Source organism: Brevundimonas sp. SL130 (assembly GCF_026625805.1).
Lineage (GTDB): Bacteria > Pseudomonadota > Alphaproteobacteria > Caulobacterales > Caulobacteraceae > Brevundimonas.
Genome location: NZ_CP113064.1, coordinates 2,831,981 through 2,844,989, shown reverse-complemented (window position 1 = coordinate 2,844,989; position 13,009 = coordinate 2,831,981). Strand labels below are relative to the sequence as shown.

The window sequence follows — 13,009 nt, the reverse complement described above, 5'->3', positions numbered from 1 at the left end:
CATGAGCACCCCCTTCGCCTTTGACACAGAGTTCGACGCCGACGGCTCGGTGGTGCGTGAAAGCGCCTGGAAGCCGGCCAAGCGCAGCTATCTGCCGGCCGAGGTGGACGCCCTGGTCGCGCACGCCAAGCTGGAGGCCCGCCAGCAGGCGCTGGCCGAGATCGAGAATATTCGCGCCATGGCCCTGACCAACATCGCCCAGGGCGTGGCGGCGGCCATGCCCTCGCTGCGCGGCGTCGCCCAGGCCCATCGCGAACAGTCCGCCGATCTGGCCCTGGCGGCGGCCCGCGCCATCGGCGGCGCGGCGCTGGAGCGCTTCCCCCAGGCGCCTCTGCGCGCCGCCCTCGAGGCCCTGGCGCAAGAGATCGACGCCTCGCCGCGTCTGGTCGTGCGCGCGGAAGCCCTGGACGACGAGGGGCGCGCCCAGATCGAGCGGGCGTGCGCCGACAGCGGCTTCACCGGCGTCGTCGCCTTCCGCGACGAACCGGGCATGGGTACGGCGGCCTTCCAGCTGGAATGGGCCGACGGCCGCGCCGACCACGATCCCGCAGGCTCGGCCCAGCGCGTGGCCGAGGCCCTGACCGCCGCCCTGGCCGCCGAGGCCGGGCATGCCGAACCCCCGATCAATTCTGCCCGGAGTGATTTCTGATGGCCTCCGACGATCTTCCGCTCGAGGAGTTTCCGGACTCCACCGCCCTGGCCACGATCGACGATCATGGCGACAAGACCGCCGCCGACCTGGCGACGGTGTTCGAGGTGCCGGTGAATATCTCGGCTGTGCTGGGCAAGTCGCACATGTCGGTGGCCCAACTGCTGAAGCTGAACAAGGGGTCGGTGCTGGAGCTGGACCGCAAGGTCGGCGAGGCGATCGACATTTTCGTCAACAACCGCCTGATCGCGCGCGGTGAGGTCGTCGTCGTCGACGACCGACTGGGCGTGACCATGACGGAAATCATCAAGACCGAGGACTCGGGGAGCTGAGGTGAGGCCGCGCAGGCTCTGCGCGGCTGAACGACGGCGACCCGGATGGAAGTTTAGAGGAGAAGAACAATGCGTCTTCTAGTGGTAGGCAGACTGAGCGGACAGCTCGCTTCGGCGGTGAAGATGGCCATGGCGCACGGCGCCAAGGTCAGCCACGTCGAGCGCGCGGACCAGGCGACGGAACAGTTGCGACGAGGGCAGGGCGCCGATCTGCTGATGGTCGACTACCAGCTCGACATCGCGGCCCTGATCGCCGCGAACGAGGCTGAACGGATCACGGTGCCGGTCGTGGCCTTCGGCGTTGACGCCGATGCCCGCGAAGCTGCGGCGGCGATCAAGGCCGGGGCGAAGGAGTTCATCCCCCTGCCGCCGGACGCCGAACTGATCGCCGCGGTGCTGGCCGCCGTCGCCGACGACGAGAAGCCGATGATCTCGGCCGACCCGTCGATGAAGGCGGTGCTGCAACTGGCCGATCAGGTGGCGCGCTCGGAAGCCTCCATCCTGATCACCGGCGAAAGCGGCGTCGGCAAGGAGGTGATGGCGCGTTATATGCACGACAATTCGCGCCGGTCGGAACGCCCCTTCATCAGCGTCAACTGCGCCGCCATTCCCGACAATCTGCTGGAGTCCGAACTGTTCGGGCACGAGAAGGGCGCCTTCACCGGCGCCGTCGCGCGCCGGATCGGCAAGTTCGAAGAAGCCGACGGCGGCACCCTGCTGCTGGACGAAATCTCGGAGATGGACGCCCGGCTCCAGGCCAAGCTGCTGCGCGCGATTCAGGAGCGGGTCATCGACCGGGTCGGCGGCTCCAAGCCGGTCTCCGTCAATATCCGCATCATCGCCACTTCCAACCGCGATCTGGCCCGCGCCGTGTCGGAAGGCACGTTCCGCGAGGACCTGCTGTACCGGTTGAACGTCGTGAACCTGCGCCTGCCGTCGCTGCGCGAGCGTCCGGGCGACATCGGCGTTCTGGCCGAGCATTTCATCAAGAAATACGCCGCCGCCAACGGCGTGCCGGTGCGGCCCATGTCCGCGCGGGCCAGCCAGGCGATCAGCGCCTACCGCTGGCCCGGCAACGTCCGCGAGCTGGAGAACGCCATGCACCGCGCGGTGCTGCTGGCGACCGGTCCTGAGATCGACGTCGATGCGATCCGCCTGCCGGACGGCCAGCCCTTGACGCCGGCTTCGGGCATGATGGGCGCAGCGCCCTCCGGACAGGAGAACCCCTACGGCGGCGGCGTGGCCGCGCGCGCGGCGCAGGCCGCCGACGCCGTGACCCGCAGCTTCGTCGGCCAGACGGTGGCGGCGATGGAGAAGACCCTGATCCTGGACACCCTGACCCATTGCCTGGGCAACCGGACCCACGCGGCCAACATCCTGGGCATTTCGATCCGGACGCTGCGCAACAAGCTGAACGAATACGCTGACGAGGGCACGACTATTCCTGCGCCGCAGTCGGGCGTGTCCGCCTCTGGCTACGCGGCCTGAACATGAGCGACGGCGTGGATCGCAGGGCGTTGATCGCAGGCGGGCTCAGCCTTGCCGCGACCGCCTGCGCGCCGCGCACCCCGGCCGAAAGCCCCGCCGAGCAGGAAGCGGACATCTTCCTGTCCGATCTTGAGGCGCGGCATGGCGGCCGCCTGGGGCTGGCCGCACTCGACGTGGGCGGCGGACGCCGCGTCCTGTGGCGGGCGCAGGAGCGTTTTCCCTTCTGCTCGACCTTCAAGGCCTTCCTGGCCGCCGCCACCCTGGAGCGAGTACAGCGCGACGAGGAGCAGTTGGACCGGCCGGTGCGGATCACGGCGGCGGACCTGATCCCCCACGCCCCGACGACCGAAAAGGCCGTCGGCCGCACCCTGACGATCCGCGAACTGATGCAGGCGGCGGTCGAACTCAGCGACAATCCCGCCGCCAATATCCTGATCCGCGAAATGGGCGGAATCGCCGTATGGCGTTCGTGGTGGCCGACCTTCGGCGACACGACCACTGTCATTTCGCGCCTGGAGCCGGACCTGAACACCGCCCTGCCCAACGACCCGCGCGACACCTGCCTGCCCGAGCAGACCCTGGCCAATATTCGCGAAATGGCCTTCAGCGACCGGCTGACGCCGGAGAACGACGCCCTGCTGAACGGCTGGTTGACGGCGACGACGACCGGTCCGAACCGGATCAAGGCAGGGGTTCCCGAAGGCTGGACCGTCGCCCACAAGACCGGGACCGGCGCCAACGGCACGGCCAACGACGTCGCCATGCTGACGCCGCTGAGCGGCGCGCCGGTGATCGTCGCGGCCTATTTCAGCGGCGCGACCGAGGCGACCGACGATCAGCGCGACGCCGTGATCGCCGAGGCGACCCGCCGCGCCCTGAAGGCGCTGGGCCGTGACTGATACGCCTGTCGCGACTGACGCGCCCACAATGATGAAGGACGGCATGGCGCGCCCCACCGGGCGCGACGTCCTGGGCTGGGTCAATCGCGGCGAAGTGTTGATGGCGGTCGGCGTGATCGGCGTGATCATGCTGCTGATCCTGCCGGTCCCGAAGATGCTTCTGGACCTGCTGCTGGCGATCTCGCTGGTCTCGTCCGTGTTGATCCTGATGACGGCCGTGATGATGAAGCGGCCGCTGGATTTTGCGATCTTCCCGACGGTGCTGCTGGTCTCGACCCTGTTCCGCCTGGGCCTGAACCTGGCCTCGACCCGCCTGATCCTGACCCACGGCCAGGAAGGTCACGACGCCGCCGGTCAGGTCATCAACGCCTTCGGTCAGCTGATGATGGGCGGCAATTTCATCATCGGGGTGATCATCTTCGCCATCATCCTGGTGGTGAACTTCGTCGTCATCACCAAGGGCTCGACCCGGATCGCCGAGGTCTCGGCCCGCTTCACCCTGGACTCCATGCCGGGCAAGCAGATGGCCATCGACGCCGACCTGTCGTCGGGCCTGATCACCGATGACCAGGCCAAGCTGCGCCGCAAGGAGCTGGAGCAGGAATCGACCTTCTTCGGCGCCATGGACGGCGCTTCCAAGTTCGTGCGCGGCGACGCCGTCGCCGGCCTTATCATCACCTTCATCAACGCCATCGGCGGCATCCTGATCGGGACGCTCCAGCACGGCATGCCGGCGATGGAGGCCGCCAACACCTATGTCCAGCTGACCATCGGCGACGGCCTGGTCACCCAGGTGCCGGCCATCATCATCTCGATCGCCGCCGGCTTCCTGGTGTCCAAGGCGGGCGTCGAGGGTACGGCGGACAAGGCCATGGTCACCCAGCTGGCCACAAACCCCGTTTCGCTGGGCGTGGTGTCGGGCGCGGCCGGCCTGATCGGCCTGATCCCCGGCATGCCGCTGATCCCCTTCGCCGCCCTGGCTATCGGTTCGGGCTTTATGGCCTGGAAACTGGGGCGGGGTCGGCTGAAGCCCCAGCCGACCGAGGCCGAGATCGCCGCCGCCGCCGCCAAGCCCAAGGAAGAGGTCGAGGAGCCGATCAGCAATGTCCTGACCATCGACGAGGTGAAGATCGAGCTGGGCTATTCCCTGCTCAGCCTGATCAATGATCTCGAGGGCCGGCGGCTGACCGATCAGATCAAGGCCCTGCGCCGGTCGCTGGCGCAGGAATACGGTTTCGTCATCCCCCAGGTGCGCATCCTCGACAATATGCGCCTGCCCACCCAGGGCTACGCTATCCGCATCAAGGAAATGGAGGCGGGCCAGGGCGAGGTGCGTCTGGGCCACCTGATGGCCATGGATCCCTCCGGCCGTCAGGTCGAGCTGCCGGGCGAGCACATGCGCGAGCCGGCGTTTGGTCTGCCCGCCACCTGGATCAACGAGAACCTGCGCGAGGAAGCCACCTTCCACGGCTATACGCTGGTCGATCCCTCGACGGTGCTGACGACCCACCTGACCGAGATCCTCAAGGAGAATATGGCGGACCTGCTGTCCTACAGCGAGACCCAGAAACTGCTGAAGGAACTGGGCGTCGAAGAGAAGAAGCTGGTCGAGGAGTTGATCCCCACGGTCGTCACCGTCACCACGCTTCAGCGCGTGCTTCAGTCGCTGTTGCGCGAAAAGGTCTCGATCCGCGATCTGCCCGCCATTCTGGAAGGTCTGGCCGAGGCGGCGCCCCACAGCTCCAGCGTGACCACCCTGGTCGAACATGTCCGCGCCCGCCTGGCTCGGCAACTGTGCTGGCAGCATCAGGGCGGGGACGGCGCCCTGCCGATCGTCACCCTGTCGCCGGAATGGGAAGCCGCCTTCGCCGAGAGCCTGATCGGCGGCGGCGAGGACAAGCAGTTGGCCATGGCTCCGTCACGGCTGCAGGACTTTATCCGCAGTGTCCGCGACACCTTCGAGCGGATCGCCATGTCGGGCGAGAACCCGGTCCTGCTGACCGGTCCGCAGACCCGCCCCTATGTCCGTTCGATCATCGAGCGGTTCCGCGGACAGACCGTTGTCATGAGCCAGAATGAGATCCACCCCCGCGCCAAGCTGCGCACCCTGGGCCAGGTCTGACCGCTCAGTTCGCCACGGTCCAACCACCGGCTGAGGCGTTGCGCGCTACGTCGTTGACGGGCCGGGCGACCAGGCCCGACTGGGTGATCCACACCTCGTACCGGGCGCCGTCGGCCATCGGCATATAGGCCGCCGATCCGTAAAGGGTGTCGGCCGCATCGACATAGGGACGGTACTTGCGGATGGCGTCCCAGGCCTCGACCTTGAAGGGCGCCCTGCCGTTACGGGCGTTGGACGTCGCGGCCGCGAGGTCATAGGCGCTGCGTTCCCCGTGCAGTTCCTGCTCAATGGCGCGGTACCGGCCCGACAGACGATCCAGCCGGTATTGCGAATCCAGCCCCATGACATTGGCCCAGGGTTTCCATTTCAGAACCTGGGCCTCGATCCGCCAGTCATCACCGTGAACAGGATACAGGGCGCCGGCGTCGGCCGCCCGTCCCTGCGGCGTCGGTTGGGTCAGGTTGATCTCGTAATACTGTGGCCCAAGCTGGCGGACAGCCAGGGTCGCCACCGGACGCTCATAGGTCAGACGTTCGAAGGTTTGGAGGTTCATGCCGAACAAGGTCGCCAGCGATGCGGCCCACAGCGCCCCGCCGCCGAACAGCGCCCCGGCTACGCCCCGCACCGGCTTGCCCCCGAACAGCGCCCGAAGGCCCCGGATCAGCACGACGAAGCCGATCAGCGCCACAGCCGCCGGCAAAATCCACCACCACCAGATCATCTTCCCGCTCCCCGTGTTTGATCTGCCCCCGCAGAGTCCAAGCCCGCCATCTTAACCCCAAGTCGCCAAACGGCCTCAGGTTTCGTGCATCAGGCGTTTGACGTGCGCGATCACGCCGCTAATGCTCCGCCCCATGAGATCTCGTTCAAGCCAGAACTGGTCGCGTTTCAGTGACTTCGTACGCACGCCTTCGCTTGTGCGTTCGATTGCGGCGCTCCTGATCCTGGCCTTCGTCCTGCTGCTGACGGTCAATGTCACCAGTTTCGTGATGATCCAGCGGACGGCGACGATCAACGACGCCATCGAGAAGGCGCAGCTGATGCGGCGGGCGTCGCGCACGGTCGTGATCTCTATGCTGGACGCCGAAACGGCCCAGAGAGGCTTTCTTCTGACCGGGCGGAGCGACTTTCTCGAACCCTTTGAAGAGGCGCGCGAAGAGATCGTCCCGGCATTGGCGGTGCTCGACGAAGGCGCGGCCAGGGATCCGTCGCTTCGGCCCTATGTGACGCATATCCACACGCTGGCCGACGCCAAGTTCGCCGAGATGGACCGGACCCTGAACCTGACACGGGCCGGCCGGATCGGACAGTCGATCCAACTGGTGAGATCCGGGCAGGGCAAGCGCTACATGGACGAGTTGCGTCACACGACGCAGGCGTTCGATGCGCTGAAGTCTAGTCGGATCGCCGAGCGCACGCGGTTGTCGGAACGGTTTGGCGTCCTGACCGTCGTGATGAACGCCATCGCCGGGCTGCTGGTGCTGGTGCTGGCGATCCTGTCGGCCTGGGTCGTCCGCCGTTACGTCGGCGAGATTCAGAGAGCGCGTGAAGAGTTGGACGCCCTGAACGCGGGGCTGGAAGATACAGTGCGGGACCGCACCGCCGCCCTGACGCGCGCCAACGACGAAATCCAGCGCTTCGCCTATATCGTCAGCCACGACCTGCGCGCGCCCCTGGTCAATGTGATGGGCTACACCTCCGAGCTGGAGCAGGCCGGCAAGATCATCGACCATGCCATCACCGAGGTCGAGACGCGTGAAACCGTTCCGCCCGATGTCGTCATGGCCGTCCGTGAGGACATGCCCGAGGCCATAGGCTTCATCCGCGCCTCGACCGCCAAGATGGACCGGCTGATCAACGCCATCCTCAAGCTTTCGCGCGAAGGCCGTCGCAACCCGCTGCCTGAACCGCTGGACATGACCGCCATGGTCCGCAACATCGCCGACAGCGTCCATCACCAGACCGAGGCCTCGGGCGCCCGGATCGTGGTGGAAGACCTTCCGTCGATCGAGAACGACCGTCTATCGCTGGAGCAGATTTTCGGCAACCTGATCGACAATGCGGTCAAATATCTCGAGCCGGGCCGTCCCGGAGAGATCATCGTCACGGGCGAGGAGGTCGCCGGGGCCTGGGTCGTCTATCGGGTCGCCGACAATGGCCGCGGCATCGCCCCGCGCGACCACGAGCGCATCTTCGAACTGTTCCGCCGCTCCGGCAAACAGGATCGCGCGGGCGAAGGCCTGGGCCTAGCCTTCGTGCGCAACAGCGTACGCCGTATCGGCGGCACGATCGACGTGGAGTCCGAGCTTGGCAAGGGCTCGACTTTCCTGCTGAAATTCCCCAAACGACTGATCCTGTCCGAACCCGGAGGCGTACTGTGACGCAAGCCGTCAAAATTATCATGGTCGAGGACGACCACGGTCACGCCAAACTGATCGAAAAAAACATCCGTCGCGCCAACATCAGCAACGATATCAAGCATTTCGATGAAGGTGGCGCGGCCCTCGACTATCTGTTCAGCGCCGAAATCCTGGCCAATGGGCCGTTGTTGATCCTTCTGGACCTCAACCTGCCCGATATGTCGGGAACGGATATTCTGGAGCGGGTGAAGTCCGACGATCGCCTGAAGCGCGCCCCGGTCGTGGTTTTGACCACCACGGACGACAAGGTCGAGATCCAGCGCTGCTACGACCTGGGCTGCAACGTCTATATCACCAAGCCCGTGGACTATGAATCCTTCGCCGGGGCGATCCGCCAACTGGGGCTGTTCCTGTCGGTGATGCAGGCCCCGGAGATCGAGTGATCGACACCCCGGGGGCCATTCGCCTGCTCTATATCGACGACGACCGTGGCTTGTCGCGGCTGGTCGAGAAGGAGTTGGGCCGCCACGGTTACGCCGTGACCAGCGCCCCCGACGGGGACGCGGGGCTGCTGCTGCTTGAGGCCAACGAGTACGACGTCTGCGCCCTGGACCACTACATGCCCACGCGCGACGGCCTGGACGTCCTGCCGGACATTCTGGCGCTGAACGCACCCCCGCCCATCGTCTATGTCACTGGCGCCCAGGACGGTCGGATCGCCGTCGCCGCCCTGCGGGCCGGCGCCGCCGACTATGTGATCAAGGACGTCTCCGAGGACTTTACCTCGCTGTTGCGTTCCGCACTGGAAGACGCCCTGCTGCGACGCCGGTTGCAGCGCGAGAACGAGACCGCCCAGGAAGAGATCCGCCTGGCCCGCGACCGCGCCGAGGCCATGCTGCGCGAGGTCAATCACCGCGTCGGCAACTCCTTGCAGCTGGTGTCCAGCTTCATGTCCTTGCAGATGCGCCACATCGACGACGAGCGCGCCCGCGAGGCCCTGCGCGAATGTCAGGCGCGGATCGAGGCCGTGGCCCATGTTCATCGCCGCCTCTACACCTCGGGCGACATGAACCGCGTGGCCATGGATGACTATCTGGAGGGGTTGATGGACGAGCTGTCCAAGTCGATCGGTCCGGGCGAGGGTTCGCCGCGTCTGGTTGTCGACGCCGCCCCCCTGTGGGTGACAACGGACCAGGCCGTATCGCTAGGCGTCGTCGTCGCCGAACTGGTCACCAACGCCGTGAAATACGCTTACCAGCCGGGGCAGGGCGGCGAGATCCGCATTCACCTGAAGCCGGACGGCGAGCATCGCGCCATCCTAACCGTCGAGGACGACGGTCCCGGTCTGGGCGACGGCACGCCCAAGGGCACCGGCCTGGGCGGCAAGATCATCTCGGCCATGGCCTCGGGCCTGCGCTCGGCCGTGGAGTTCGACACGGCCCACAAGGGCGTGCGCGCCAGGTTGGCCTTCGACCTCTGAGGTCGGACATCCGCCATGCTCCAGTTCGGTCTTCGCAATCCCGCCCTCGATTATCGCCATCGCGCGACGGCTTTCGGCGTCGTCGAGCGTGACGGCTTGATCGCTTGCGTCCGGGTGGAGCGTCCGGCCGGCGCCTATTTCGACCTGCCCGGCGGGGCCGTGGACGGCGAGGAGACGGAGGTCCAGGCCCTGGTGCGCGAGTTCGTCGAGGAGACGGGGCTCGGCGTGGCGCCGCTGAACCGCATCACCGAGGCGGGCCAGTATCATCTGAAGAGCAATGGCGAGCCCCTCTATAACGTCGGCGGCTTCTGGACCGCATCGGTCATTGCCGAGAATCCCGACGCCAAGTGCGAGGACGATCACACCCTGGTTTGGCTGGAGCCCACGGTGGCCTTGTCGCGTCTGCGCCATGACGCCCACGCCTGGGCTGTGGCGGTCTGGCTGCGTCGCGCAAGCTGAACCGTACGGAACAAGGCGGCCCGCCGTCCCGTTCTTCCTTTACGTCGCGGCGCTATGGCGGCACCGCCGGAAAAAGGAGAATTCCCATGGCAGATCATGACCGTATCGAAGGCTCCGCCAAGACCATCGGCGGCAAGATCAAGGAAGGCGCGGGCAAGCTGATCGGCGATTCCAAACTACAGGCCGAAGGCAAGGCCGATCAGGTCGAGGGCAAGGTTCAGAACGCCGTCGGCGGCGTGAAGGACAGCCTTCGCGACAATCGCAACTGACGCGAAACCTGTCGTGCAGTACGACGCCGTCCGCGCGAGCGGGCGGCGTTTTCACTTGTATCAGTCGTTGCCCCACAGCTTCAGCGTCAGGCCCTTGTCCTCCGTCGCACCGACCGGCCGGCATTCGGAGCTGAAGCCTCCGCGTTCGGGGCGAGGCCGACAATCCTGTTCCTTGGGCAGGGGCGAGTCCGCCGGCGCGCGTGATTGCGGGCCGCATTGCAGGCCATAGGACGAGCCGTCGCCCTCCGCCGCCTGCGCCATCTGACAGTCGCCCGCCATGCCCGCCGGGCGCAGGGCGTCGGGAAGGTCCGGTCCTAAGGCCAGGGCCAACTGGCCGCGAACCTCGGCCTGACAGACTTCCAGCGACCGCGCTCCACGCAGTTGGGGGCTGCACCGCGCCCGCTCATAGCCGAACGGATCGGCGACGCCCCATGCGGGGACGGAATGGGCGGCGGGTGGCGCAGGCGTCTCGGCCACAGTCGCAGCGGGCGCTTCCCACACCACGGTCGAGGCGGCCTGTTGGGCCAGAAGAAGCAGGGCAATGGCGGCGAGCACGGTTCAGGCCTCCTGTCGATGGTCCACCGGCCGGTTTCGCCTGGGACGCGAACCCTACCTTGTCAGTGCGCGCATCGCCTTGTCGAGCCCTTCCAGCGTCAGGGGGAACATTCGGTCGTCCATCACCTCGCGCAGCAGGCCGACCGAGGCGGTATAGCTCCAGTATCGCTCCTGCACCGGGTTCAGCCAGACGGACTTTTCCCACTGCCGCCGGGCGCGTTGCAGCCAAACGGCGCCGGCTTCTTCGTTCCAGTGCTCGACCGAGCCGCCGGGCATGGTGACTTCATAGGGCGACATGGTCGCGTCGCCGACGAAGATGGCGCGCCAGTCGCCGGGATATTTGTTCAGCAGGTCCCAGGTCGCGATCCGCTCGGTGTGACGCCGCCGGTTGTCCTTCCAGACGCCCTCGTACAGGCAGTTGTGGAAGTAGAAGAACTCCAGGTTCTTGAACTCGGTCCGGGCGGCCGAGAACAACTCCTCCACCAGCTTGATATGGCCGTCCATCGAGCCGCCGATGTCGAGGAACAGAAGCACCTTGATCGTGTTGCGCCGCTCGGGCCGCATCTGGATGTCCAGCCAGCCCTGGCGGGCCGTGCCGTCGATGGTGCCGTCGATGTCCAGCTCTTCCGCGGCCCCCTCGCGCGCGAACCGGCGCAGCCGACGCAGCGCCACCTTGATGTTGCGCGTGCCCAGTTCGACCGTGTCGTCCAGGTTCCTGAACTCGCGCTTCTCCCACACCTTGACCGCCCGGCCATGCTGACCCGGTCCACCGATGCGCACGCCCTCGGGATTATAGCCGCCGTGGCCAAAGGGGCTGGTCCCGCCCGTGCCGATCCATTTCGAGCCGCCGGAATGGCGTTCCTTCTGCTCCTCCAGCCGCTGTTTCAGCGTCTCCATCAGCTTTTCGAACCCGCCGAGCGCCTCGATCTGCGCCTTCTCCTCGTCGGTCAGGTATTTTTCGGTCAGCAGCCGCATCCAGTCCTCGGGGATGTCGGTGGTCAGATCCTCGCCTGCACCGACCGATTCCACGCCCTTGAACACGGTCCCGAACACCTGGTCGAACCGGTCATAGTGTTTCTCGTCCTTGACCAGCACCGCGCGCGACAGGTGATAGAAGGCCTCGATCTCGCGCCCGGCCAGGTCGCGATCCATGGCCTCCATCAGATGGAGCCATTCCTTCATCGACACCGGAACCTTGGCGTCGCGCAGGGCGGTGAAGAAGGGCAGGAGCATCAGAGGTCTTGGAGTGCTTGCGCCAAACGGGGCGCTTCGATGCTGGCGATGGTCCAAATGACGCTGAAGTCGGTCGATCCGTAGTCATGCGCCAGTCGGTGACGTAGGCCCAACATGCCTCGCCAGTCGATGTCGGGAAGTTTATCGGTCACGGCAGGCGACAATTTTCCGGCGGCTTCCCCAACGATCAAAAGCCTGAAGGCCGTGGCGTCTCGTCTCAGTGAATCTGCTTCGAAATCGTCGCCCGAAAGGCCGTCGATGTATCGCGCAATCAACTCGGTGGATTCGCGGATATCCGCCAGAAGGCCACGATCTGAGCGGTCAGACTTCAACACAATCCCTCAGTGCGGATGCTCGGACGTGGGGATTGCGGAGGCCATTCGACGTAAGGAGGTCCACCTCTCTACCAACCCTGTCCGTCAACTCCTCGGCAAGGCTGTAGAACCTCAAACCCAACGGCTGAGCCAGGTCCACCAGCAAATCCACGTCGCTGTCCGGTCCCGCTTCGTCGCGGGCGTAGCTGCCGAACAGGCGCACGTTGACGATGCCCTGCTCCTCGAGCCAGGGCTTCAGGTCGCGCAGTTTTTCCAGTAGTTCGGCGCGGGTCATGCCCGCACCATAGTCTATCCGCGTCGCAAGATGAACTCGTGGTCGCGCCAGGCGCCGACCGGGTACTCATACTCCCCCGCCTTCTCGAACCCATAGGCGGCGTACAGGCGCTGGGCCTTTTCGTTGCCGCTCCAGACGCCGATCCACAGCGGGCCCTGGGTGTGGGCCTCCATCCAGTCCAGCGACAGGGTCAGCAGTTTCGTACCCAGGCCCAGACCCTGGGCGGTCTTGGATACATAGAGGCGGCGCAGCTCCATATGCGCGGGGCGGGCCTCGGGGTGGGGCAGGCCGTTGGGACCGGCGTTGGCGAAGGCCAGCAGCTCGTCGTCCCGTTCGGCCACCCACCAACCGCAGCCGGGCTCGGCCAGCTTCTTCAGCGTCGGCTCGGGATCGAAGCTGGCGTCCAGGAAGGCGTTCAGATCCGCCTCGGGATAGGGAATGCCGAAACCGGTGACGAAGGTGTCGATAAAGGTCTGACGGCCCAGGGCGCCCAGGGCGACGGCGTCTTCAGGGCGGGCAAGTCGGATCAGGGTCTCGGTCATGATGCGGCTCTA

The 13,009-nt window shown here is 66.1% G+C and carries 16 protein-coding genes; 10 read left to right on the top strand and 6 right to left on the bottom strand.

What is annotated here, in order from left to right; all coding sequences use genetic code 11:
- Position 1 precedes the first annotated feature (1 nt).
- The 5 genes from OU998_RS13965 (at position 2) to flhA (ending at position 5,490) form a co-directional block, all read left to right on the top strand.
- Complete coding sequence (locus OU998_RS13965; protein ID WP_267514261.1) at positions 2 to 649, top strand: flagellar assembly protein FlbE; 648 nt, start codon at positions 2 to 4, stop codon at positions 647 to 649.
- Positions 649 to 981, top strand: coding sequence for a flagellar motor switch protein FliN (gene fliN, locus OU998_RS13960; RefSeq protein ID WP_267514260.1), 333 nt, complete (start codon positions 649 to 651; stop codon positions 979 to 981). Before OU998_RS13965 ends, fliN begins: the two co-directional genes overlap by 1 nt.
- A 69-nt stretch (positions 982 to 1,050) precedes the next feature.
- Entirely contained in the window at positions 1,051 to 2,469 is a 1,419-nt protein-coding gene (locus tag OU998_RS13955; RefSeq protein ID WP_267514259.1) for a sigma-54 interaction domain-containing protein, read from the top strand.
- Between the two features lie 2 nt (positions 2,470 to 2,471).
- Positions 2,472 to 3,368: a class A beta-lactamase gene (bla, locus tag OU998_RS13950; protein ID WP_267514258.1), complete on the top strand. Its 897-nt coding sequence runs from the start codon at positions 2,472 to 2,474 to the stop codon at positions 3,366 to 3,368.
- 28 nt (positions 3,369 to 3,396) lie between these two features.
- Positions 3,397 to 5,490, top strand: coding sequence for a flagellar biosynthesis protein FlhA (gene flhA, locus OU998_RS13945; protein WP_267516805.1), 2,094 nt, complete (start codon positions 3,397 to 3,399; stop codon positions 5,488 to 5,490).
- A 4-nt stretch (positions 5,491 to 5,494) separates the two neighbouring features.
- Here the strand turns inward: flhA and OU998_RS13940 are convergent, their stop codons facing one another.
- Positions 5,495 to 6,211, bottom strand: coding sequence for a hypothetical protein (locus tag OU998_RS13940; protein ID WP_267514257.1), 717 nt, complete (start codon positions 6,209 to 6,211; stop codon positions 5,495 to 5,497).
- 133 nt (positions 6,212 to 6,344) lie between these two features.
- Here OU998_RS13940 and OU998_RS13935 point away from each other — a divergent pair, with 133 nt between their 5' ends.
- From OU998_RS13935 to OU998_RS13915, 5 genes are all read left to right on the top strand, one after another.
- Positions 6,345 to 7,871, top strand: a complete 1,527-nt coding sequence (locus OU998_RS13935; RefSeq protein ID WP_267514256.1) for a sensor histidine kinase — start codon at positions 6,345 to 6,347, stop codon at positions 7,869 to 7,871.
- Positions 7,868 to 8,293, top strand: coding sequence for a response regulator (locus OU998_RS13930; RefSeq protein WP_267514255.1), 426 nt, complete (start codon positions 7,868 to 7,870; stop codon positions 8,291 to 8,293). Before OU998_RS13935 ends, OU998_RS13930 begins: the two co-directional genes overlap by 4 nt.
- Positions 8,290 to 9,330: a sensor histidine kinase gene (locus tag OU998_RS13925; protein WP_267514254.1), complete on the top strand. Its 1,041-nt coding sequence runs from the start codon at positions 8,290 to 8,292 to the stop codon at positions 9,328 to 9,330. The genes OU998_RS13930 and OU998_RS13925 overlap by 4 nt, the downstream gene beginning before the upstream one ends.
- 15 nt (positions 9,331 to 9,345) lie before the next feature.
- Positions 9,346 to 9,789 carry an NUDIX domain-containing protein gene (locus OU998_RS13920; RefSeq protein ID WP_267514253.1) on the top strand — a complete coding sequence of 148 codons (444 nt, stop codon included), beginning with the start codon at positions 9,346 to 9,348 and terminating at the stop codon, positions 9,787 to 9,789.
- Between the two features lie 86 nt (positions 9,790 to 9,875).
- A complete protein-coding gene (locus OU998_RS13915; protein WP_267514251.1) occupies positions 9,876 to 10,058 on the top strand; it encodes a CsbD family protein in 183 nt (60 codons plus the stop codon).
- A 60-nt stretch (positions 10,059 to 10,118) separates the two neighbouring features.
- On the opposite strand, the gene OU998_RS13910 is transcribed toward OU998_RS13915, so the two are convergent.
- The 5 genes from OU998_RS13910 to OU998_RS13890 are packed head-to-tail and all read right to left on the bottom strand — an operon-like array spanning position 10,119 to position 12,997.
- Positions 10,119 to 10,613, bottom strand: a complete 495-nt coding sequence (locus tag OU998_RS13910) for a hypothetical protein (RefSeq protein ID WP_267514249.1) — start codon at positions 10,611 to 10,613, stop codon at positions 10,119 to 10,121.
- 54 nt (positions 10,614 to 10,667) lie between these two features.
- On the bottom strand, positions 10,668 to 11,846 hold the full coding sequence (locus tag OU998_RS13905; protein ID WP_267514248.1) for a vWA domain-containing protein: 1,179 nt from the start codon (positions 11,844 to 11,846) through the stop codon (positions 10,668 to 10,670).
- Entirely contained in the window at positions 11,846 to 12,178 is a 333-nt protein-coding gene (locus OU998_RS13900; RefSeq protein WP_267514245.1) for a DUF86 domain-containing protein, read from the bottom strand. Before OU998_RS13900 ends, OU998_RS13905 begins: the two co-directional genes overlap by 1 nt.
- Positions 12,168 to 12,455: a nucleotidyltransferase family protein gene (locus OU998_RS13895; protein WP_267514244.1), complete on the bottom strand. Its 288-nt coding sequence runs from the start codon at positions 12,453 to 12,455 to the stop codon at positions 12,168 to 12,170. Before OU998_RS13895 ends, OU998_RS13900 begins: the two co-directional genes overlap by 11 nt.
- A 14-nt stretch (positions 12,456 to 12,469) precedes the next feature.
- Complete coding sequence (locus tag OU998_RS13890; RefSeq protein WP_267514242.1) at positions 12,470 to 12,997, bottom strand: GNAT family N-acetyltransferase; 528 nt, start codon at positions 12,995 to 12,997, stop codon at positions 12,470 to 12,472.
- Between the last annotated feature and the right edge of the window lie 12 nt (positions 12,998 to 13,009).